Origin of the sequence: uncultured Massilia sp., from assembly GCF_913773735.1 — a bacterium.
Lineage (GTDB): Bacteria > Pseudomonadota > Gammaproteobacteria > Burkholderiales > Burkholderiaceae_D > Telluria.
In genome coordinates this window covers 177226-199384 of the sequence record NZ_CAJYEB010000023.1, presented here as the reverse complement: position 1 = coordinate 199384, position 22159 = coordinate 177226, and the positions used below count along the sequence as shown (strand labels likewise).

General features: G+C 68.0%; 14 protein-coding genes. 5 read left to right on the top strand and 9 right to left on the bottom strand.

The genetic code is table 11. The features are described 5' to 3' along the window. The first annotated feature begins 40 nt into the window (after window positions 1-40). The 5 genes from QZ749_RS10630 (at window position 41) to QZ749_RS10610 (ending at window position 6176) form a co-directional block, all read left to right on the top strand. Window positions 41-1099, top strand: a complete 1059-nt coding sequence (locus QZ749_RS10630) for an alpha/beta hydrolase (protein ID WP_296946365.1) — start codon at window positions 41-43, stop codon at window positions 1097-1099. A 370-nt stretch (window positions 1100-1469) separates the two neighbouring features. Continuing rightward, a complete protein-coding gene (locus tag QZ749_RS10625; RefSeq protein WP_296946363.1) occupies window positions 1470-2468 on the top strand; it encodes a BMP family protein in 999 nt (332 codons plus the stop codon). 101 nt (window positions 2469-2569) lie between these two features. After that, window positions 2570-4105: an ABC transporter ATP-binding protein gene (locus tag QZ749_RS10620; RefSeq protein ID WP_296946360.1), complete on the top strand. Its 1536-nt coding sequence runs from the start codon at window positions 2570-2572 to the stop codon at window positions 4103-4105. Window positions 4106-4120: 15 nt separating this feature from the next. Further along, entirely contained in the window at window positions 4121-5209 is a 1089-nt protein-coding gene (locus QZ749_RS10615; protein WP_296946357.1) for an ABC transporter permease, read from the top strand. A gap of 1 nt (window position 5210) precedes the next feature. Further along, window positions 5211-6176, top strand: a complete 966-nt coding sequence (locus QZ749_RS10610; RefSeq protein WP_296946354.1) for an ABC transporter permease — start codon at window positions 5211-5213, stop codon at window positions 6174-6176. A 140-nt stretch (window positions 6177-6316) separates the two neighbouring features. Here QZ749_RS10610 and QZ749_RS10605 read toward each other — a convergent pair whose 3' ends face one another. The 9 genes from QZ749_RS10605 to xdhA form a co-directional block, all read right to left on the bottom strand. Beyond that, the gene (locus QZ749_RS10605; RefSeq protein WP_296946351.1) at window positions 6317-7159 is read right to left on the bottom strand and encodes a MipA/OmpV family protein; all 843 of its coding nucleotides are present in this window, start codon (window positions 7157-7159) and stop codon (window positions 6317-6319) included. A 194-nt stretch (window positions 7160-7353) separates the two neighbouring features. Next, window positions 7354-8406: a S1/P1 nuclease gene (locus QZ749_RS10600; protein WP_296946349.1), complete on the bottom strand. Its 1053-nt coding sequence runs from the start codon at window positions 8404-8406 to the stop codon at window positions 7354-7356. 32 nt (window positions 8407-8438) lie between these two features. Beyond that, window positions 8439-10157: a bifunctional UDP-sugar hydrolase/5'-nucleotidase gene (locus tag QZ749_RS10595; RefSeq protein WP_296946346.1), complete on the bottom strand. Its 1719-nt coding sequence runs from the start codon at window positions 10155-10157 to the stop codon at window positions 8439-8441. Between the two features lie 160 nt (window positions 10158-10317). Further along, window positions 10318-13722: a TonB-dependent receptor gene (locus tag QZ749_RS10590; RefSeq protein WP_296946343.1), complete on the bottom strand. Its 3405-nt coding sequence runs from the start codon at window positions 13720-13722 to the stop codon at window positions 10318-10320. 607 nt (window positions 13723-14329) lie between these two features. Next, entirely contained in the window at window positions 14330-15814 is a 1485-nt protein-coding gene (locus QZ749_RS10585) for an adenosine deaminase (RefSeq protein ID WP_307726658.1), read from the bottom strand. A gap of 137 nt (window positions 15815-15951) precedes the next feature. Next, on the bottom strand, window positions 15952-17271 hold the full coding sequence (gene guaD, locus QZ749_RS10580; protein ID WP_296946342.1) for a guanine deaminase: 1320 nt from the start codon (window positions 17269-17271) through the stop codon (window positions 15952-15954). Further along, window positions 17271-18251: a xanthine dehydrogenase accessory protein XdhC gene (xdhC, locus tag QZ749_RS10575; RefSeq protein WP_296946340.1), complete on the bottom strand. Its 981-nt coding sequence runs from the start codon at window positions 18249-18251 to the stop codon at window positions 17271-17273. Before xdhC ends, guaD begins: the two co-directional genes overlap by 1 nt. Before the next feature lies 1 nt (window position 18252). Beyond that, window positions 18253-20610, bottom strand: coding sequence for a xanthine dehydrogenase molybdopterin binding subunit (gene xdhB, locus QZ749_RS10570; protein ID WP_296946337.1), 2358 nt, complete (start codon window positions 20608-20610; stop codon window positions 18253-18255). 10 nt (window positions 20611-20620) lie between these two features. Continuing rightward, window positions 20621-22087: a xanthine dehydrogenase small subunit gene (xdhA, locus tag QZ749_RS10565; protein ID WP_296946335.1), complete on the bottom strand. Its 1467-nt coding sequence runs from the start codon at window positions 22085-22087 to the stop codon at window positions 20621-20623. Window positions 22088-22159: the final 72 nt, after the last annotated feature.

The window sequence follows — 22159 nt, the reverse complement described above, 5'->3', positions numbered from 1 at the left end:
GCGCACGCAAAAATCCGCATGGCAGGGGTACACTATATTCATGAGCAATCGAAACAGAATCGCCGCCGCCCTCGCCGGCTTCACCGGGATGATGTGGCTCGGCCTCACGGCCGCCGTCGCGGCCAACCAGCGCCGCCTCGTGTTCAACCCCACCGTGGAGCGCGAGGTGCCCAGTCCGCGCAGCAGCGGCCACCGCACCCGCCCCGTCGTGCTGCGCGCCGCCGACGGCACGCGCCTGTCCGGCTGGCTGATGACGCCGCAGGTGCCCGCGCCGCATCCCGCCGTCATCTATTTCGGCGGCCGGTCCGAGGAAGTGTCCTGGGTCGTGCGCGATGCCGGCAAGCTGTTTCCGGGCATGTCCGTGCTGGCCGTGAACTACCGCGGCTACGGCAATTCGCACGGCGTGCCGGCCGAGATCCACATGGTCGAGGACGGCTGCATGCTGTTCGACTGGATGGCCGCCCGCGTCGCCGTCGACGCGCGCCGCATCGCCGTGGTCGGCCGCAGCCTCGGCTCCGGCGTGGCCGTGCAGGTGGCCAAGGAACGGCCGGTGCACTCGGTCGTGCTGATCACGCCCTACGACTCGATCCTGGCGCTGGCCAAGCGCAAGTTCCGCGTGATGCCGATCGACTACATGCTGCGCCACCGCTTCGAGTCGATCAAGTACGCGCCCTCGCTGAAGGCGCCCACCTACGTGCTGCGCGCGGCCGACGACGACATCGTGCCGCACTCGCATACCGACCAGCTCGTGTCCCGGCTGGCCAAGCTGTGCGCCGACGAGATCGTGCCCGGCTCCGACCACCTGGACATCCCCTACCTCGACGACACGCAGGCGCGCATCGCCCGCTTCTTCACGGCCCAGTTCGCCCAACCGGTACAGGCGGTGCGCGAGGATGGCGCCGCCGTCGCGGCCACGGCCGCGGCCGACGCGTCCGTCCCGGCGCCGGCCGCGGCCGCGCTGGCGGCGGTGGCCGAGGCCCCCGCGCCGGTGCCGGCCGCCACGCTCGAAACGACGGTCGAGACCGACACCGCGGCCGCCAACGACGTGCCCGTGCTGGCGGCATCGGGCTCGGACATCGTGCCGCCGAAGCCGGAATGACCCCGCCTGGCGCGCCGGCGCCGTCCATACGCATGGGCCGGCAACTGCGCGCTTCTCCCGCAAAATCTGTGGTTTTCAGTGAGAAACTGCCAAAAGTTGTCTCTATTTATATTTCAACCATATGAATTGCGAAGTAAAATCGTATTTGCCACGAGTAAACTGGCTGATGCATAGTTGCAGACAATAACGCCGCGCTGCCGGCGCCGATGCCCGCCGCATCGTCACTGCAGGAATCCACCGGGTCCGACAACATCCGCGGGCGCATGCGCCACGGCGGCGATCCCGTTTTCCTGCGCTTGCGGCAGCCGGTGCTTTGCCGACAATGCATTCCTTGTGCCGGTTACAATACAGGATTCCCAGGAGCCAACACATGAATTTCAAGCAAGTCGGCATGACGATCGCTGCCTTGTGCCTCGCGGGCGCGGCCAGCGCGCGCGAAGTGCCGAAATATGCCGTCGTCTACGATGCCGGCGGCAAGTTCGACAAGTCGTTCAACCAGTCCGCCTCCGAAGGCGTGGAGCGCTTCAAGAAGGAAAACGGCCTCAACGTCTTCGAAGCCCAGGCCAGTACCGATACCCAGGCCGAGCAGGTGCTGCGCGCGCTCGCGCGCAAGAAGGTGGAACTGATCGTGTCGATCGGCTTCTCGCAGACCCAGGCGGTGCAGAAGGTCGCGGCCGAGTACCCGAAGATCCACTTCGCCATCATCGACGGCAATGCCGTGGGCAAGAACATCAATTCGATCCTGTTCAAGGAACAGGAAGGCTCCTACCTGGTCGGCATCGCCGCGGCGATGGCGGCGAAATCCGGCAAGATCGGCTTCGTCGGCGGCATGGACATTCCGCTGATACGCGCGTTCGCCTGCGGCTACGTGCAGGGCGCGAAGGCGGTCAATCCGAAGATCGAGGTGCAGCAGAACATGGTCGGCACCACCGCCGCGGCCTGGAACGACCCGGCCAAGGGCGGCGAGCTGGCGCGCGCGCAGTTCGACCGCGGCGCCGACGTGGTGTTCGCCGTGGCCGGCGGTTCCGGCCTGGGCGCGATCCAGATGGCCAAGGCCAAGGGCAAGCTGGCGATCGGCGTCGACTCGAACCAGAACGGCGTGCAGCCCGGCGCGGTCCTGACCTCGATGGTCAAGAACGTCGGCAACGCCGCCTACGACGCCTTCACCGCCGCCAGGAACGGCCGGTTCACGCCGGGCGTGACCTACAAGGGCCTGAAGGAAGGCGGCGTCGAATGGGCGCTGGACCAGAACAACCGCGCCCTCGTCCCCGCGGCGATGGAGCAGCGCATCGCCGCCGCCCGGGCGGACATCATCAGCGGCAAGCTCAAGGTGGTGGACTACCGCACCGCCGGGTCCTGCCCGCAGTAAGCACCGATTCCATGTACCCATGAAGCGCGCCGCGCCGGTTTGACACGCCGGCGCGGCGCTTTTTCGAGAATGCCTCCATATCTTACGAACACCAGACCGCTATGCAGCCAGCCGTAGAATTTCGCAACATTAGCAAAGCCTTCGGGGCGGTGCAGGCGAATGCCGACGTCAGCTTCGCGATCGCCAAGGGCTCGATCCATGGCGTGATCGGCGAAAACGGCGCCGGCAAGTCGACCCTGATGAGCATCCTGTACGGCTACTACAATGCCGACAGCGGGCAAGTCCTGGTCGACGGCCAGGCGCGCGACATCCGCACCAGCCACGAGGCGATCGCCCTCGGCATCGGCATGGTCCACCAGCACTTCATGCTGGTCGAGAACATGACCGTCCTCGACAACGTCATGCTCGGCAACGAGGGCGGGTTCAAGCTGGCCGCGAGGCGCGGCGAGGTGGAGGCGAAGCTGCGCGAGATCTGCGCGCGCTACCGCCTCGACGTCGATCCGCTCGCCACCGTGCACGACCTGTCGGTCGGCGCCCAGCAGCGCGTCGAGATCCTCAAGCAGATCTACCGCAGCGCCGAGATCCTGATCCTGGACGAGCCCACCGCCGTGCTGACCGCCCAGGAAACGGCCTCGCTGTTCGAGATCCTGCGGCTGTTCAAGGAGCAGGGCAAGACCATCATCCTGATCACCCACAAGCTGCAGGAGATCATGGACATCACCGACGAGGTGACCGTGATGCGCGCCGGCCGCGTGGTCGGCGCCGTGCAGACGCGCGACACCTCCAAGGAACAGCTGGCCAACATGATGGTCGGCCGCCCGATCCAGAGCGAACTGCCGCGCGGTCCCTACCGGCCGGGCGCAGAAGTGCTGAAGGTCTCGAACCTGCAACTGAAGGACGCCAACGGCGTCGCCCTGCTGTCCGACATCGACTTCACGCTGCGCGCCGGCGAAGTGGTGGCGATCGCCGGCGTGTCCGGCAACGGCCAGAGCGAACTGCTCGAGATCCTGTCGGGCATGCGCCTGCCGACCTCCGGCAGCGTCGAGTTCCTCGGCCAGCCCCTGCCCTACGCCGGCCGCGCGAACGCCGACGGCCTGCCGGCCGCGTTCCGGCTGCTGGGCATCGGCCACGTGCCGGAAGACCGCCTGCGCGACGGCGTGATCAAGGATTTCTCGGTCATGCAGAACACCGTGTTCGGCTACCAGGACCAGGGCGAGGTCAAGGGCCGCTTCGGCCTGTTCGACTTCCGCAAGATCGCGCAGCGCTGCGCCGGCCTGATGCGCGACTTCGACGTGCGGCCGAACAATCCGGACCTGCGCATCGGCCTGCTCTCGGGCGGCAACCAGCAGAAGGTCGTGATCGCGCGCGAAGTGGCGGCCTGCCCGAAGCTGATGCTGGTCGGCCAGCCGACCCGCGGCGTCGACATCGGCACCATCGAGAGCATCCACACCCAGCTGCTGCGCCTGCGCGACGAAGGCGTCGCCATCCTGCTGTCGTCCGTGGAACTGGAAGAAGTGCGCGCGCTGGCCGACCGCATCATCGTGATGTCGGGCGGGCGCATCACCGGCGTCCTCCCGGTCGACGAATTCGACACCACCCGCATCGGCCTCTTGATGGGCGGCCTGCACAAGTCCTGACGGAACCGCGTTGACATGAAAAAGACTGAACTCCCACGCTGGGCCACGGGCTTCGTCCTGCCCATCCTGAACCTGCTGACGGCGCTGGTCATCGCCGGCTTCGTCATCCACCTGCTGGGCGAGAGCCCGCTCGAGTCGCTCGAGATCCTGGTCGACAGCGCCATCGTGAACCCGGAAGGCCTGGCGTACACGATGTTCTACGCCTCGACCTTCATCTTCACCGGCCTGGCCGTCTCGATCGCCATGCAGGCCGGCCTGTTCAACATCGGCGCCGAAGGCCAGATGTACGTCGGCGGCCTGGGCCTGACGCTGGCCATGCTGGCGTTCGACGCCAGCCTGCCGGCCTGGCTGCTGATCCCGGCCGGCATGATCGGCGCCGCGCTGTTCGGCGCGCTGTGGGCCTTCCTGCCCGGCTACCTGCAGGCCAGGCGCGGCAGCCACGTGGTGGTCACGACCATCATGTTCAACTTCATCGCCGCCAGCCTGATGAACTACCTGATCCTCCAGATGATCCCGGTCGGCGAACAGAACCCGGCCTCGCGCACCTTCTCGGCCGCCGCCGAGCTGCCGCTGCTGAACGCCTGGTTCCCGGTGCTGGGCGACACGCCGCTGAACGTTTGCTTCCCGCTGGCGATCGTGGCGCTGGTGATCTACGGCCTGGCCGTGTGGCGCTCGTCGTGGGGCTACAAGCTGCGCGCCACCGGCCTGAACGCGCATGCCGCCCACTACGCGGGCGTGAAGATCAGCCGCACCATCATCGTCACGATGCTGGTCTCGGGCGCGCTGGCGGGCCTGGCCTCGGTGAACTCGATCCTCGGCTCGACCCACTACCTGTCGCTGAACTTCCCGGCCGGCGCCGGCTTCATCGGCATCGCGATCGCGCTGATGGGGCGCCAGAACCCGGTCGGCATCTTCCTGTCGTCGGTGCTGTTCGGCGCGCTGATCCAGGGCGGCTTCGACCTGTCGCTGGAAAAGCCGAACATCCCGCAGGAGACCTTCATCTTCATCCAGGGCCTGATCATCCTGTTCTGCGGCGCGATGGAACACTTCTACGCCCCGGCCCTGCTCAAGCTCATCAACCTCACCGGCAAAAAGGCGGCCTGACATGGAAGACTTCCACATCGCCAGCATCATCGTCTCCACCATCCGCAACGCGCCCGTGCTGATGTTCGCGGCCATGGCCGGCCTGTTCGCCGAACGCTCGGGCGTGGTGGACATCGGCCTGGAAGGCAAGATCCTCGCGTCGGCCTTCGTCTCGGCCGCCGTGGCGTATTCGACCCAGAACCCGTGGTACGGCATCCTGGCCGGCATCGCCGTCTCGGTGGCGCTGGCCATGGTGCAGGCCTTCGTCGCCATCACCCAGAAGGGCAACCAGCTGGTGTGCGGCATCGCGATCAACATCGCCATGAGCGGCCTGACCTTCGTGCTGGCGCAGTTCTTCTTCCAGCAGGGCGGCCGCACGCCGGACCTGGGCGGCGCGCGCCTGGCGGACGTGGTCCTGCCGGGCACCGCCGCGCTGGACGGCATCCCCTTCATCGGCTGGCTGTACGGCCACGTGATCGGCAACCAGTCGATCCTCGTGTACCTGGCCTTCCTGCTGGTGCCGGTGGTGCACTGGACCATCTACCACAGCCGCTTCGGCCTGCGCCTGCGCGCCTGCGGCGAGAACCCGCACGCGGCCGACGCCGCCGGCGTCTCGGTCGAGCGCACCCGTTACCTGGCGATGTTCGTCGCCGGCGTGCTGTGCTCGTTCTCGGGCGCCTACCTGGCCATCGTCCAGAGCGGCTTCTTCCTGCGCGACATGTCGGCCGGCGCCGGCTACCTGGCCCTGACGGCGCTGGTGTTCGGCAACTGGCGCCCGGTGTACACGGTGCTGGGCTGCCTGATGTTCGGCATGTTCGGCGCCATCCAGATCCAGCTCGAAGGCGTGGACCTGCCGGTGGTGGGCCGCATCCCGGGCTCGCTGATCCAGATGATCCCCTACGTCGTCACCGTCGTCGTGCTGGCGGGCCTGATGGCCAAGTCGGTGGCGCCGAAGGCGGTCGGCAAGCCGTTCGTCAAGTCGCGCTGAGCGGCGGCGCAGGCAACGGTGGGCACGGGGTGCCCACCCTACGCATCGCTTCATGGAACGGCCGTGGATGCATGACGCAGGGTGGGCATTTGAGGCTGGGGGCCTCAAATGAAACGTGCCCACCCGCCGTTTACCCCCCCTTATTCGTTGGCATACGCCCGCGTCGCCGAGCGCGCGAACGTCCAGGCCACGCCCAGGCCGGCCGACGTCCCCGTCGACTTGCGCATCAGGGGACTGTCCTCGTTGGCCGCCCCCGCATACGACTCGTAGCGCACGAAGCCGAACATGCGCACGTCGGGATTGACGCGCCACGTCCCGAACAGGCCCGTACGCACCAGCAGCAGGCCGCCGTCGGCCCGGTAGGCGGGACGGTCCGCCGTCGCGTACTGCGGCGCCACCTCGTAGAAATAGCGGTTGATGCGGCGGTCGCCGAACACGGCGGCGAGCTGCGCTTCCATCGTCCAGCGCGCGCCTTCCCCGCGCTTTTCCCAGACCAGGCGCGGTTCCGCCGTCCAGCCCTGGCGCCGCAGCCCGCCCCTGCCCTCGATCACGGCGCGCAGCGGCAGTTCGGCGCGCAAGCGCCCGGCGTCGCCCATGTCGTCGAACTTGTATTTCACGCGCGGGCCGAATTCGACCAGCGTGCCCAGGTCGGGCATGCCGCGGCGGGCGTCGACGTCGTCGGAATGGGCCGGTAGCGAGCCGGCGAAGCCGACGTCGAACTCGACCCGGTCGGTGTTCAGCAGGCGCGCGCCGACGCCGTTCTGGTCGGCGCGGAATACCTTGCCGCGGTAGACCAGGAAGGGCAGCGCCAGGCCGCGCGTGGAGCGGTCGTCGGACCCGGGATACGCCGGCGTGGAAAACCCGGCGGCGCCGATGCCGGCTTCCCACAGGGGCAGGTTGCGTTCCTGCGGTTCGGCGGCAACGGCCGCGGTGCAGGAAGCGCCGAGCAGGACGGCGCACAGGGCGCGGGGCGGTCTGGTCATGGTGGTTGCAGTGATCGTGGATGGAAGCGTGCCTATTCTAGCGCGGCGCCATGAAATAACGTCGCCCCGGCGCAGGCCGGGGCCCAAGTGCTGCCGGCGTTACGGTAACGCTTGCAAAATTGGACCCCGGCCTGCGCCGGGGCGACGGTGGACCGCCGGGGCGACGGTGGAACGCCGGGGCGACGGTGGAAGCCTTAGGGCCAGATCGCCTGCAGCATCCCGGCCAGGTGGTAGCCGCCCTTGACCAGCTGCGTGCGCGCCAGCGCCGAGCTCGGGACCGGGTAGTCCTGCGGCACCTCCAGCGTCCAGGTGTAGTAGGTCTCGCCCTTCTTGCTCACCTGCGGCACCAGCTTGCCGACCGTGACGCCGCCGTAGGCCTGCTTGGAGGCGACCAGCGCGTCGTCGGCCCACTGGTAGGGCCAGGTCGACACGTCGCCGCTGTTCTTCGCCACCGCCGGCTTCGAGGCGATGGCCCAGTCGGCGAACTGGTCCGGCGTCTTGTTGCCGTTGCGGCGGAACGCGTAGTCGACCGTGGTGCTGTCCCAGTAGGAGTGGAACGGCTTCGTCAGCGCCTTCGGCACGCCCGGCTTGACCGGCTTCGGCTCGCCCGGCGGGATGACGCCGCTGCTGATCTTCTCGAGCCACTCTTCGTTCATCAGCAGGTTGTTGCCGCCGCGCGAATCGAAGATGGCCGTCTCGTCGATCTCGGCATGCGAGCCCGGCACGACGAACCTGCCGTCCTTCGACACGAAGGCCGCGCCCACGTGCAACGGCTGGTGGATGTCGCCGGCCAGGTGCACGACCAGGATCAGCGCCTGGCGCGGGGTGAACTTGTGCGGATTGGTCTCGGGCGTGTCCCTGCCCTGCAGCACGGCGATGGCCTGCTTGAGCGTCTGCACGATGTCGACGTCGGCCGTGCCGACGGCGCCGTCGTGGTAGTGGTCGAGCTGGAACGGCACGTCGGTGTAGTGGTATTCGCTGTGCTTCGGGTTCGCGTTCACGTACTCGACCATGTCCGGCGTCTGCGGGCCGCAGTAGGTGCCCTTGACGCAGTCCGGCCAGCTGGCGACCGATGCCAGCGTCTCGCCCGGCAGCAGGATCGCGCGGACGCGCTGCTCGGCGTCGCTGCCCTTGATCAGTTTGTCGGCGATGGCGCCGACGGCGCGGTGGCCGTCGTAGCCCCAGGCCAGCGCGGCCTGCGAGGTGAAGGCGCTTGCCAGCGCGATGGCACAAGCCAGTATTTTCATGATGGTTCCTCGGTGCGTATCGGTACGTGGGTTCAGCGCAGCTTGACGATGCGCGGCTGGGCCGCGGCATTGGCGGCGCCGGTTTCCGGATGCCGCTTCAGGTAGGCGACCAGGGTATCGAGGTCGCGCACGCCGGTGTCGTTGCGGTTCGTGCCCTGGCCGAAGACCGGGAACTTGTCGCCGCCCTCGGCCAGGAAGTTGTTCGCCGAAATACGGTAGACCCTGGCGTCGTCCACCGGCACGCCGGCCACCTTCAGGCTGCCCGGCACGATGCGGCTGCCCTTCGGCTTCGTCGCATCCCACTGGTAGGCCAGGGTGCGCGAGACCTGCAGCATCATCGCGCCGTCCGGACGTTCCCACTGCTGTTCCAGCACCGTGCGCAGCTGCGCGCCGGTCAGGTCCATCACGACCTGGGTATTGCCGAACGGGAGCACGGCCTGGGCCTGGCCGAAGGTGACGGTGCCGTCGCTGCCGGCCTGCAGGTCGTTGCGCATGCCGCCCGGGTTCATGAAGGCGACCTGCACGCCCTGCGCTTGCATGGCGTCCAGCGCGGCATCGGCGACGACGTTGCCCAGCGCCGATTCGCCGGCGTCGTTCTGCCTGCGGGTGACCAGCGGCGCGGCGATGCGGGCGACCGGCTTGTCCAGCTCGGCCTGGCTGCGCGCGCGCACGTCCTTCAGCCATGCGCTCAATTGCGGATCCGGGGTGAAGGCATCCGGGGCCATCACGACGTTGCGCACGGCGATGTCCTCGACCTTGCCGCTGGCCGGGTCGACGGTCATCCTGATGCGCGACAGCAGGTGGCCGTAGGCGTCGCCCTGCGTGACCACGCGGCCGTCGACCTTGCACAGGTAACCCTTGTGCGAGTGGCCCGAAATGACCAGGCGGATGGCCGGGTCGAGGCGCTTGACGATGCCGACGATCGGGCCTTCGAGGCCGTCGCAGAATACCTTGTCGTAGGGCTCGCCGGTATGGCCGCCCTCGTGGATCAGCACGACGAACACTTGGGCGCCGGCGGCGCGCATGGCGGGCAGGGTCGCGTTGATGGCGTCGGCCTCGTCCTGGAAACGCAGGCCGCGCACGCCGGAAGCGGTCACCACCGACGGCACGCCCTTGAGCACGGCGCCCACCAGGCCGATCTTGACGCCCTTGACGTCGACCACGCGCCAGCCCGGCACCAGCGTCCTGCCGGTCTGCTGGTCGGTCACGTTGGCGGCCAGGTAGGTATAGCCGGCGCCCTTGAAATCGGGACGGAAGCGGCAGGCCTTGTCCGGGCGCGGCGAGTCGCAGCCGCCATGCTGCTGGCGCAGCAGCTCGGTCTTGCCCTGGTCGAATTCGTGGTTGCCGAGCGAGCTGGCGACCAGGCCGATGCGGTCCATGGCGGCCAGCGTCGGCTCGTCGGCGAACATGCCGGACATCGCCGGGCTGGCGCCGATCAGGTCGCCGGCGGCGACCAGCAGCAGGTCCTTGTCCTCCTTGCGGAACGCGGCCAGGGCGCCGCCCAGCACGTCGATGCCGCCGGCCTGGATGGTCACGGCCTTGTCGGCGCCGGGCGGGGTATAGGTGTAGCGGGTCGGTTCCAGGTTGCCGTGGAAGTCGTTCAGGGCGACCAGGTTGATCTCGACGGGGCCGGCGGGCCGCTGCACATGGGGCGCGATGGGCGCGGTGGAGGTCGCGCAGCCGGCCAGGGCCAGCGCCACGGCCAGCGCGATGGCGCGCAGGCCCGCGCGGGCGGTACGGGAATCGGTCATGGGAAGATGCCTTCTGGTTTATTGCGGGGGAAGCTCGCCATTATGCGCGAGCTGTCCGCGCCGCGGGTCTTTACGAAAGCGCCTGCGCAAAGAAAAAACGGCCGGTGTCGCCACCGGCCGTTCGGCCTTCACGTCAAGCCTTCATGCGTACGCGGTCTGCTTAGAACTCGTACTTGAAGGTTGCCTGGACTGCCCACTGCGATTCGCCCTTGGCCTGGCGGATCTGGTAGTTGTCCACGGCCGAGCGCACGGCGTACACGTACTTGCCGGTGGCCTGGTCGATACCGGCGTAGTCCACGAAGCCGCGGGTCTGGCCGCCACCCGAGAAGAACGGGATCTCGTTGATGTGACCCCACTTCTTGTTCAGCAGGTTGCCGAAGTTCAGGATGTCGAACGAGAAGCTGGCCTTGTTACGCTTGAACATGCCCGGGATTTCCTGCGACAGGCGCACGTCGAAGCTGTTGGTCCACGGAGAGAAGTCGTTGTAGCGGTTCACGACGCTGCCGGCCGAGTTGCGCAGGGCCTTGTTGCCGTTGACGATGTCCCAGAAACGCTGCTCGTTGGCGTGGTTGGTCGCGGTGTCGCCCGCGAAGATCACGTCGCCCGAACCGAAGGCTTTCGGGATGTACATCAGGTCGTTGCCGGTGGTGCCGTCGCCGTTCATGTCGTTCTTGAACGTCCAGCTGAACGGCTTGCCCGAACGGCCTTCATAGAACACGCCCAGGCGGGTCTTGTAGGCGCCGAAGAACGCCTTCTCGAAGTTGACCAGCGCGTTGATGCGGTTCTTCACCAGGTAGGCCGAGTTCGCGGCCACGTCTTCGTTCGGGTTGTACACCGAGCGGGCGTTGAAGTTCGAGCCGGCGGTCGACGAGGTCAGGTTCGACACTTCGGTCGCGTAGGTGTGGGTCGCGGCGACCGACCAGCCGAAGCCCTTGGTCATCGGGTACGACAGCGACAGGGTCGAGATGCGGCTTTCGCCCTTGTCGGTGCCGGTCACTTTCAGCACGTTGCCGAAGGCCGAGTTGCTCAGCGCCTTGGTCGTGTTGGTGAAGCCCTGCTTGACGCTCACCGAGTTGTTACCCACGGTCCAGCTGTTGGCGTTCAGGCCCGAGGCGTTCCAGAACATCTGGCGGCCGTCCGGGCCGAGGCGGGTCGGCGCACCCAGGTTCAGGCTCTGGAAGTAGATGCCGTCCTTGGTGTTCATGTACAGGTACTCGGCGCTGGCGACCATGCCGTACCAAGGCAGTTCCATCTCGAAGGCCAGGTTGGCTTTCCAGATCGACGGCTGGCGCAGGTTCGGGTCCAGCAGGTCGACGTTGGCCTGCGGCGGCACCGAACCGCCCAGGGTCGGCTGCTTGGTGACGTCGGTGCTGAAGGCGCCCGAAGCGGTGACCGGGCAGCGCGAGGTGCCGGTGCCCGAGCAGCTGACCTGCTGGGTAGCGACGCCGGCGTTCTGGAACGGGTTACCCAGCCAGACGGTCATGGCCGCGCCCTGGAACAGGCCGGCGCCACCGCGCAGCTGCATGCGGCGCGGGGTGGCGAAGTTGTAGTTGAAGCCGAAGCGCGGCTGGAACAGCTTGGTGCCGTCGATGGTTTCCTGGTTGTTGTAGCCGAAGCCGCCGGTCTGGCGGCCGCCGTTGACGCCGGCGATCACCGGGGCGGCGACGCGGGTGTTGGCCAGCGGCGTGCCGTTGACGCCGACCTTGTCCCAGCGGAAGCCGCCGGTCAGGGTCAGCTGGCGGTTGACGTTCCAGGTGTCCTGCACGAACAGGCCGGTGTTTTCCATCTCGAACTTGGCGACCGCGTCTTCCAGCGAGTAGCCCGGCGCCGGCACCTGGTAGGTGTACGACGTGAAGCGGCCGGTACGCAGGTTTTCCAGCACGGCGGCCTGCACTTGCGCCGACGACGCGGTCGAGCAGTTGATGCTGCCGAACGAGTAGGTCAGGTTGTTGTCGCAGCCGAAGGTGTAGTTGCCGTACACGTTCTGCAGGAACGCGTTGTAGATCTTGTTCTTCTGGTAGTCGCCGCCGAACTTGACCTCGTGGTCGCCGACGGTCCAGTTGGCGCCCGCGTAGTAGTCCTGGGTACGGGTGCCCAGCACGTTCATCTGGCGCGAGTTGTCGGTGCCCAGGTTGATCGTGCGCGAACCGGTGCCCACGCCGGACGGGGTGCCGGCCGGCAGCGCGCCGGTGAACTGCACGCCGATGGTCGGCAGCGTCGAGTTATTCTTCGGCACCGAATCGTAGTCGCGGTTCGAGGCCTTCAGCTCGGTCGAGAAGGTCGGGGTCCAGTCCGAGAACAGCTGGGCGACGGTGGTCTCGATTTCCTTCTGCTGGTTGTAGTAGGCCGAATCCAGGCTCAGCGCGGTGGCGCTGAAGGTCGAGTACTGCGGCTCGCCCTGCTGGGTGCGCTGGTAGCGGATGTTGGCGCGGTGGTTGTCGCTGATGTTCCAGTCGACCTTGACCATCTGCTCGCGCGAGACGAACTTGCCGCCGCCCGTGGCCAGGTTGCCGGCGTTGACACCATAGGTGTTCTTCATGATGTCCTGGACCGCCTTGATCTGGTCCTGGCTGATGCCGACGGTGGTGCCGGTGTTCGAGCCGACCGGGCCGTAGTCCGGCGACGAGCGGGTGCTCTTGGTCTCTTCGCTCAGGGCGTAGATGAACAGCTTGTCCTGGATCAGCGGGCCGCTGGCCCACACGCCCTTGGTCGTCTCTTCCGACTTCGGCGGCGCGCTGTAGGTGTCCTTGGTGATGTCGTAGCGATCGCCCGCCATCTTGTCGTTGCGGAAGACGTAGTAGACGCCGCCCTTCCAGTTGTTGGTACCGGACTTGGTGACGGCGTTGATGTTGCCGCCGGTGTAGCCCTTCTGGGTCACGTCGTAGTTGGCGACGTTGACCTGGACCGACTGGATCGCCTCGATCGAGATCGGCTGGCGCGAGGTCGGGCTGCCCGACGCTTCCAGGCCGAAGGTGTCGTTGATGGCGACGCCGTCGACGGTGGTCGAGTTGTAGCGCGAGTTCTGGCCGGCGACGGACAGTTCGCCGCGTTCCTTGTCGGTCTGCGACACGCGCGGGTCGGCGCGGGCGTAGTCCTGCAGGTTGCGGTTGATCGATGCCTGGATCTGCAGCTGGGTGTTGTTGATGCCGGTGCCCGAACCCATGTTGCTGCGGTTGAAGATGTCCGAACGGGCGCGGTTGCCGGCGATGGCCACGGTCTGGATGCCGACGGTGGCGTCGACGGTGGCGGTTTCCGCCAGGTTCAGGTAGACGCCTTCGCGCTTCTCGGTCTGGCCATTGTTGCTGATGATGATCGTGTACGGACCGCCGGTACGCAGGCCGCGGGCCGCGTAGCGGCCTTCGGCGTCGGTGGTGACGGTGCTGGTCGAACCGGACTCGGTGTGGATGATTTGCACCGATGCGCCGGCGGCCGGCTTGCCGTCCGGGCCGGAGATGCGGCCTGCAACCGCCGACGTCGTGTTCTGCGCCAGGGCCGGCGCGCCCGCGAGCGCGATCGACAGTGCCAGCGCCAGCTTCGTCAACTGGATCCGTTTTTGATAGATCATTGGATTAACCCCAAATAAACTTGATATTTATAGTTCGGGAACCGTAAGTTCCCCTCTTTACAGTGCTGCAAACCCCAGGACTGGCACTTCACAAGGCCGTCACTTTTTTATTCTGTCAGCCCGCGTCCGGACTGGTGCATTTCCTTGCCAAAACGCACCGGAAAAGAGCGGCGCACGCGATTCTATCCGTCTAATATTTCCAGGCTGTTACACCCAAAATCATGCGCGATCGTCTTGTTATTGATTAATAAAAGACCAATATGCATGAAGCCCGGAAACCAGACAAATACGTTTTCGTTTGGGAATTTATAGCTTGCGCGTATAAGTTGCTTAAAAAACGTGCAGGAGATCGCTCGCGGGGCGTCTTTTCCCTCGGGAAAAGACACGGCGCGATTATAAGGAAGGAATTCTGAGCTGAAATTGTTTCGCTTGTTTTTTGGGCAAACGACGTGATAAAGCGTGAAATTTGTAGCGCAATGACCACAGAGGCGGCATAAGCATATGCCTTTTTGCTACTGCCGTCGTACTAAACAAGCGGGGGTGGAAGGGACGGACGCCGGCCGCGGCGCCCGCCCTGGAGGAAAGACGGCGCGACCGCGCCGTCCGGTCAATGCTTCACGGCGGTGCGTTCGAGGGCGGCGATGTCCGCCTCGAACCTGGCGAAGCGCCCGTCGAGCTGGCGCACCAGGCGCGCCTTGGCATCCTTGTCCAGGAAGCTGTAGCGGATGCTGTCGTAGGCCGTCTTCTTGATGTCGGCGTAGTTCGGCTTGTAGCGGCTGGCGAACAGCACGTACTCGTTCGACAGCGTGTGGCGCGTGACGCCGGCGTCGTCGGTCGAGATCACGTAGGGCACCCCGTACTTGCGGTACAGGGTGATCGGATGGTTGTCGCCCTCGATGCCGCTGATGAAGCCGTTCGAGGTCAGGTTGATCTCGACCGGGATGTCCTTCGCGCGCATGGCCTTCATGATGGCCGGCGCATTGGTCTCGTGGGCCAGGTCGATGCCGTGGCCGATGCGGTTGGCGCCGGCCACGTTCAGGGCCTGGTCGATGTGGTACTGCAGGTCTTCCGGACGCACGTCGCCCAGCGCCAGCTCGCCCGCGTGCATCGCCACCTTGACGTCCGGGTAGACCGACTTCAGGAAGCGGAACATCTTCATGTGCAGCGTGTAGTCGCGCATCGGCACCATGCGGCTTTCCTGGCCGACGATGTTGACGCCGACGATCCTGCCGCCGCGCGCCGCCGCCTTGAACGCCGACACCATCGACGAGAACACCTGCGACGGGTTCAGGAGGCGCAGCACGTAGAGCTGGTAGCGCATCGTGAAGCGCTCGTCGTCGATGCCGGCGGTTTCCTTGTCGATGCCGGCCACGAAGTCGGACAGCGTGGCGACGAACTTCGGATCCCGGTCCAGCGCCGTCATCCAGGCGCGCATGCGGGCGTTCAGGGCCGCGTCGTCGTCGACGTTCTTCCAGGCGTCCGTGTCGAAACCGGCGTCGGCGACGAAAGGCGCCAGCTTGTACATGGTCTCGATGTAGGCGACGTTCTCGCGGATCGCGCGCTCCTTGATCTCGACCAGGCCGTCATGGAAGTTGCCGGTATCGGCCACCGGGCCGAAGTAGCTGAAGGTCGAGAAGAACGCGCGGTCCGGCGGCGGCTGGATGGCGCCGTGGTTGTGGAAATCCTTGGTCGACCAGCGCTGCAGCAGTTCGCGGTAGACGCCGTCGTCGGCGTAGACCTCGGCGCCGGTCAGGCAGTTGCGCGCCGCGGCCGGCTTGTCGCGGTCGGCCTCGACCGCCGCCTTGTCGGTGACGATGGCATAGGTCTTCTTGTCGACGCAGAAGCCGCGCTTGTCGAGGAAGTCGACGTAGCTCTCGGCATACACGGCGCCCGAGTAATGGTGATGCAGGTCGCCGCCCTTGGGCATCTGGGTGAAGAACAGCGTCAGCTCGGCCGTCTTCGGCGTGCCGGCGACCAGCGCCGCGTAGTGGCGCGCGGTGGCGGCCTCGTTGGGGCCGGCGGCGGGGGTGCGCGCGGCGGCCGTCGCGCACAAGGCGATCAGCAGGCTGCTGACCAGGGTTTTCTGCATCATGGTGGTCCCGGGTGGTCGGTTGATTCATACCGCAAAACGTCGCCCCGGCGCAGGCCGGGGCCTAATTTTCCTTGCGCCGTCGAAACGCAGGAATTGGGCCCCGGCCTGCGCCGGGGCGACGCGCCGCTATCGATTCTTCAGGCCAGCATCCCTTCCCGCTCATGCACCAGCCTGCCGGCCGCATACGTGGCGCGGATGGCGCGGTCGTCGCCCAGCAGGGCCAGCGCGAACAGCGTTTCCTCGAGCGTGTCCGACTGCGCCGTGCGGCGCGCCAGCAGCGGCGTGGCCTGCGGATCGAGGACGATGAAGTCGGCTTCGGCGCCGGCGGCGAAATTGCCGATCGTGCCCTCGAGCCGCATGCTGCGCGCGGCGCCCAGCGTGGCGAGGTAGAACATGCGCAAGGCCGGAAGGTAGCTGCCTTTCAACCGCGCAACTTTATACGCTTCATTCATTGTTTGCAACATCGAGAACGACGTGCCCGCCCCCACGTCCGTCCCCAGCGACAGCAGGGCCTTCGCCTCGTCGGCGCTGGCCATGTCGAACAGGCCGCTCCCCAGGAACAGGTTCGAGGTCGGGCAGTGCGCGATCGCCGAGCCGGTGTCGGCCAGCAGCGCGAAGTCGGCGTCGTCGAGCCAGATGCAGTGGCCGAACAGGGCGCGCGGGCGCATCAGGCCGTAGTGCTCGTAGACCTGCAGGTAGCTGCGCCGCTGCGGGAACAGCTCGCCCACCCAGGTGCACTCGTCCTTGTTTTCCGACACGTGGGTCTGGATGTAGGTGTCGGGCCAAGCGCGCGCCAGTTCCCCGGTGGCCGCCAGCTGGGCCTCGGTCGACGTGGGCGCGAAGCGCGGCGTGATCGCGTACATGGCGCGGCCCCGCTTGTGCCAGCGCCGGATGAGCTCCTCGCTGTCGCGCATGTCGGCGCTGTCGCGCAGGAAGTCCGGGCAGTGGCGGTCCATCAGCACCTTGCCGGCGGCCATGCGCAGGTTGCGCGCGGCGGACGCTTCGAAGAACGCGTCGACCGATTCCTTGTGCACGGTGCAATAGACCGCGGCCGTGGTGGTGCCGTTGCGCAGCAGCTCGTCGAGGAAGAACTCGGCCACGGCGCGCGCGTGCACCGGGTCGGCGAACTTGCCCTCGGTCGGGAAGGTATAGGTCTCCAGCCACGGCAGCAGCCCCGGGGCCGGCGAGGCGATCATGTCGGTCTGCGGGAAGTGCAGGTGCGTGTCGATGAAGCCGGGCACGATGATCTTGCCGGACCAGTCGTGCACGGGCGTGCCCGGCGCCAGCGTCGGCGCCAGCGCGGCGTACTCTCCGGCGGCGGCGACGCGGCCGTCCGCGTCCACCACCAGCAGGCCGTCGGCATGCCAGGCGTGCGCGTTCTCGGAAAACGCCGGATCGGCGTGGAAATGCAGCAGGCTCGCGCGGTAGGCCTGCAGCTTACGGGTGTCGATGGACATCAGGTTCTTCCAGGTGATTCGTGGGAGGCGTCCGGGACGCGGGCGCCGTCACCGGCATCCTCCCGTTCCCAGACCGCCAGCAGTTGCGCCGCCACGGCGACGGCGACCACGGCCGGCTGCTTGCCGTCGATGCCGGGCACGCCCACCGGGCAGGCCATGGCATCCAGGCGCGCGCGGTCGACGCCGCGCTCCAGCAGGCGGCGCTCGAACTGCCGGCGTTTCGTGTCCGATCCTATCAGGCCGAACCAGCCGGGGTCCGCACGCTTGAGGATCGTCTCGGCCAGGCGCTGGTCGAGCGCATGGCTGTGGGTCATGACGAGGAAACCCGTGCCGGCCGGCGCCCGCGCGGCCAGCGCCTCGGGCACGTCGGTCGCCTCGACGCGCACGTTGGGCGGCGCGTCGGACGGGAACGCGTCCTCGCGCTCGTCGACCCAGGTCACGCGGCACGGCAGGTCCGCCAGCACGCGCACGATGGCGGCGCCGACGTGGCCGGCGCCGAACAGCATCAGGTGGTGGCGCGGCGCCGCGACCAGGTCGGCCAGCCAGCGCCGGCCGGCGGCGTCGCGCAGCAAGCGGGTGCCGCCGCCGTGGACGCCAGCGGGCGCCTGCGCATGCAGCGTGCGCTCGGGCGCGCCATCCAGGGCGACCAGGCGCCAGCAGTCGGCGCCACGCTGCTGCGCCAATGCGGCCAGGTAGCCGGCGTCGACGCGCTCGAACGCCAGGTGCACGACGCCGCCGCAGCACTGGCCCAGGCTGGGGCCGAGCGGGAAGCGTTCCAGCCGGCGTTCCTCGCCCGCGTCCAGCATGGCGCGCGCGATCCGCACGGCGCGCAGTTCGAGGTGGCCGCCGCCGATCGTGTCCCACTGGCGGCTGCCGTCGACCAGCATGCGCGCGCCCGCCTCGCGCGGCGCGGAGCCTTCCGCGAAGGCGACCGTGACCAGCACGGCGGTGTCCACCGCCGCGTGCAGCCAGTCGTCCACGTCAGCGCGCTCCGGCGCCGGCGGCGGCTTGCACCGCCGTGATGGCGTCGAGGATCGCCTCGCAGGTGGCCGGCGCGTTCAACGGCGGCTGCACGCGGTGGCCGCCGACGCTGGAAATCGCGTCGCGGATCGCGAAGAACACGGAAAACGGCAGCAGCAGCGGCGGCTCGCCCACGGCCTTGGAGCGGTGGATCGCATCCTCGACGTTGCGGTTGGCGAACAGGCGCACGCGGAAATCCTCGGGGCAGTCCGACACGCCTGGGATCTTGTAGGTCGACGGCGCATGGGTCTTGAGCGTGCCGGCGGCGTCCCACCACAATTCCTCGGTGGTCAGCCAGCCCATGCCCTGGATGAAGGCGCCTTCGACCTGGCCGATGTCCAGCGCCGGATTCAGGGAGTTGCCGGCATCGTACAGCGCGTCCGCGCGCACCAGCTTCCATTCGCCGGTGAGCGTGTCGACCACGACCTCGGACACCGCCGCGCCGTAGGCGAAATACGAGAACGGCCGGCCGGTCATCGTCTTCTGGTCCCAGTGCAGGCCCGGCGTGGCGTAGTAGCCGTCCGACCACAGCTGCACGCGCGCCAGGTAGGCCTTGGCCACCAGCTCGGCGAACGGCACTTCGTGGCCGGCCACGAACACGGTATCGGCCGCGAAGCGCACGTCGGCCGCGTCGCCGCCCAGCACCTTGGTGGCGTAGTCGGCCAGCCGGTCGCGGATCTGGCGCGCCGCGTCCTGCGCGGCCTTGCCGTTCAGGTCGGCGCCGGTGGACGCCGCCGTGGCCGAGGTGTTGGCGACCTTGCCGGTATTGGTGGCCGTGATGCGCACGCGCGCCACGTCCACGCCCAGTTCGTGCGCCACCACCTGCATCACCTTGGTGTTGACGCCCTGCCCCATCTCGGTGCCGCCGTGGTTCACCAGGATCGAACCGTCCACGTAGACGTGCACCAGGGCGCCGGCCTGGTTCAGGTGCGTGACGTTGAAGGCGATCCCGAACTTCACTGGCGTGAGCGCCAGGCCCTTCTTGAGCACGGGGCTGGACCGGTTGAACGCCTCGACGGCCTGGCGGCGCGCGCGATAGTCGCTGGACGCTTCCAGCTCGTCGACCAGTTCGTGGATCACGTTGTCGACGATTTCCTGGCCGTAGGGCGTGACGTTGCGATCCGTCTTGCCGTAGAAGTTCAGCTTGCGCACGTCGAGGGCGTCGCGGCCCAGGTGGCGCGCGATCTCGTCGAGCACGTATTCGATGGCGATCGCGCCCTGCGGCCCGCCGAAGCCGCGGAACGCCGTGTTCGACTGGGTGTTGGTCTTGCCGCAGGCGGCGCGGATGTCGACGTCGGACAGGTAATACGTGTTGTCGAAGTGGCAGACGGCGCGCGTGGCGACGGGGCCGGACAGGTCGGCCGAGAAGCCGGCGCGGCTGACCATGTCGACGCGCGCCGCGACGATGCGCCCGTCGTCGTCGTAGCCGACCTCGTACTCGTAGTGGAAGCAGTGGCGCTTGCCCGTCACCAGCATGTCGTCGTCGCGGTCCGCGCGCAGCTTGACCGGCCGGCCGCTGCGCCGCGCGGCGACCGATGCGGCGGCCGCCCACAGCGCCGACTGCGATTCCTTGCCGCCGAAGCCGCCGCCCATGCGCCGGCACTCGACCGTCACGTGGTGCGAATGCAGGCCGAGCGCGTGCGCCACGACGTGCTGCATCTCGCTCGGGTGCTGGGTCGAGCACAGCACCAGCATGCCGTCGTTCTCCTGCGGGATCGCGTAGGCGATCTGCCCTTCCAGGTAGAACTGTTCCTGGCCGCCGACGTGCAATTCTCCCTTGACGCGGTGCGGCGCGCGCTCGAATGCGACCTGGGCGTCGCCGCGCCGCAGGCGCATCGGCGGCAGCACGTACGATTGCGCTGCGCGCGCCGCCTGCGGGGTCAGGATGGCCGGCAGTTCCTCGTACGTGATGTTTGCCAGGCGCGCGGCGCGGCGCGCGGCGTCGTGGGAATCGGCCACCACGATGAACACGGGCTGGCCCACGTACTGCACCAGGCCGTCGGCCAGGATCGGATCGTCGTGGACGATCGGGCCGCAATCGTTGGTGCCCGGGATGTCGCGCGCCGTGTAGACGGCGCGCACGCCGCGGCTGGCCCGCACCGCCGCCAGGTCGACGTCGAGGATGCGCGCGTGCGCCTTGCCCGACAGGCCCAGCGCCGCGTGCAGCGTGCCGCGCACCTCGTCGATGTCGTCCGTGTAGTCGGCCTGGCCGAGCACGTGCAGGCGCGCCGACTCGTGCGGGCGCGAGCGGCCCACCTGGGTCCAGGCGGCGGTGTCCGTGGCGGGAATGTCCAGCGCGGGGGTGCCGGCGTCGTTCATGGCGTTCTCCTCAGGCCCGTGCGAAGGCATTGACCGCCGCGGCGGGCAGCGGATCGGCGGCGCGCGTCTCGAGCCAGAAACGGCGCAGCAGGTTCTGCGCCGCCTTCGTCCGGTAGGCGCTCGAGGCGCGCATGTCGGACAGCGGCGCGTAGTCCTCGGCCAGGGCCGCCATCGCGGCGCGCAGCGCGTCCTCGTCCCAGGCGCGCCCGCGCAGCACGCTCTCCGCGCGCGCGGCGCGTTGCGGCGTGGCCGCCATGCCGCCGAAGGCGATGCGCGCGTCGAGCACGACGCCGTCGTCCAGCGTGAAGGCGAAGGCGGCGCACACGGCCGAGATGTCCTGGTCGAAGCGCTTGGCCAGCTTGTAGGTGCGGAACGCGACGCCGGCGCGCGGCAGCGGCACCCGCACGGCCTGCACGAATTCGCCCGGCCGCAGGTCCTTGACCTGGTAGCCGAGGTAGAAATCCTCGAGCGCCAGCGCGCGCTCGCCGCCAGGGCCGCGCAGCACGATCTGGCTGCCGAGGGCGATCAGCCAGGGCATCGAGTCGCCGATCGGCGAGCCGTTGGCGACGTTGCCGCCCAGCGTGCCGGCATTGCGGATCGGCAGCGAGGCGAAGCGCTGGCGCAGCTCGCCCAGCTCGGCCGGATAGTGGCGGCACAGCGCGTTGTACGCGTCCTCGAGCGAGACGCCGGCGCCGATCTCGATGGCGCCGTCCGCCTCGCGCACGGTCTTGAGTTCGGCCACGTGGCCCAGGTAGAGGATGTCGGACAGCACCCGCATCCGCTTGGTCACCCACAGGCCGACGTCGGTCGAGCCGGCCAGCAGCACGGCGTCGGGGTGGGCCACGCGCGCGGCGACCAGCTCGTCCAGCGTGCGCGGCGCGTGGAAGGTGTGGCCGGCGTGGCCGTGGACCACGCCGGCCTCGCGCTGCAGCGCCCGCAGTTGCGCGGCCAGCGCGGCGCGGTCGAACGCCACGCGCGGCAGCTCGCCCATGCGGCGGGCGGCGTCGATGATCGGGCGGTAGCCGGTGCAGCGGCACAGGTTGCCGGACAGGGCGTCGTCGACCTGGCAGCGCGACGGCGCCTGGCCGTCCTCCTGCCCCAGGTACATGCCCCACAGCGACATGGCGAAGCCGGGCGTGCAGAAACCGCACTGCGAGCCGTGGCACTCGACCAGCGCCTGCTGCACCGGGTGCAGGGCGCCGTCGGCCTGCTGCAGGTCCTCGACCGTGAACAGCGCCTTCCCGTCCAGCGCGGGCAGGAACTGGATGCAGGCATTCACCGCCTTCAGGCGCGCGGCGCCGTCTTCCAGCGACGCCACCACGACGGTGCAGGCGCCGCAATCGCCCTCGGCGCAGCCTTCCTTGGTGCCGGTGCAATGCAGGTCTTCGCGCAGGTACTGCAGCACGGTGCGGGTCGGGGCGACGCCCTCGACCTCGTGGACGGCGCCGCGGAACAGGAATCGGATCGGTGTGGACATCGTCGCCTCGGCATGAAAACAGCCTGCGAGGGTATCATCGCAGGACATCATCGATATCATCGATGGATTATC

Coding starts and splice junctions, on each gene's coding strand:
- xdhB (WP_296946337.1), bottom strand. CDS start 20,610: ATGAACGACGCCGGCACCCCCGCGCTGGACATTCCCGCCACGGACACC.
- QZ749_RS10610 (WP_296946354.1), top strand. CDS start 5,211: ATGGAAGACTTCCACATCGCCAGCATCATCGTCTCCACCATCCGCAAC.
- QZ749_RS10625 (WP_296946363.1), top strand. CDS start 1,470: ATGAATTTCAAGCAAGTCGGCATGACGATCGCTGCCTTGTGCCTCGCG.
- QZ749_RS10585 (WP_307726658.1), bottom strand. CDS start 15,814: ATGATGCAGAAAACCCTGGTCAGCAGCCTGCTGATCGCCTTGTGCGCG.
- QZ749_RS10605 (WP_296946351.1), bottom strand. CDS start 7,159: ATGACCAGACCGCCCCGCGCCCTGTGCGCCGTCCTGCTCGGCGCTTCC.
- QZ749_RS10630 (WP_296946365.1), top strand. CDS start 41: ATGAGCAATCGAAACAGAATCGCCGCCGCCCTCGCCGGCTTCACCGGG.
- guaD (WP_296946342.1), bottom strand. CDS start 17,271: ATGTCCATCGACACCCGTAAGCTGCAGGCCTACCGCGCGAGCCTGCTG.
- QZ749_RS10595 (WP_296946346.1), bottom strand. CDS start 10,157: ATGACCGATTCCCGTACCGCCCGCGCGGGCCTGCGCGCCATCGCGCTG.
- QZ749_RS10590 (WP_296946343.1), bottom strand. CDS start 13,722: ATGATCTATCAAAAACGGATCCAGTTGACGAAGCTGGCGCTGGCACTG.
- xdhA (WP_296946335.1), bottom strand. CDS start 22,087: ATGTCCACACCGATCCGATTCCTGTTCCGCGGCGCCGTCCACGAGGTC.
- QZ749_RS10600 (WP_296946349.1), bottom strand. CDS start 8,406: ATGAAAATACTGGCTTGTGCCATCGCGCTGGCAAGCGCCTTCACCTCG.
- QZ749_RS10615 (WP_296946357.1), top strand. CDS start 4,121: ATGAAAAAGACTGAACTCCCACGCTGGGCCACGGGCTTCGTCCTGCCC.
- QZ749_RS10620 (WP_296946360.1), top strand. CDS start 2,570: ATGCAGCCAGCCGTAGAATTTCGCAACATTAGCAAAGCCTTCGGGGCG.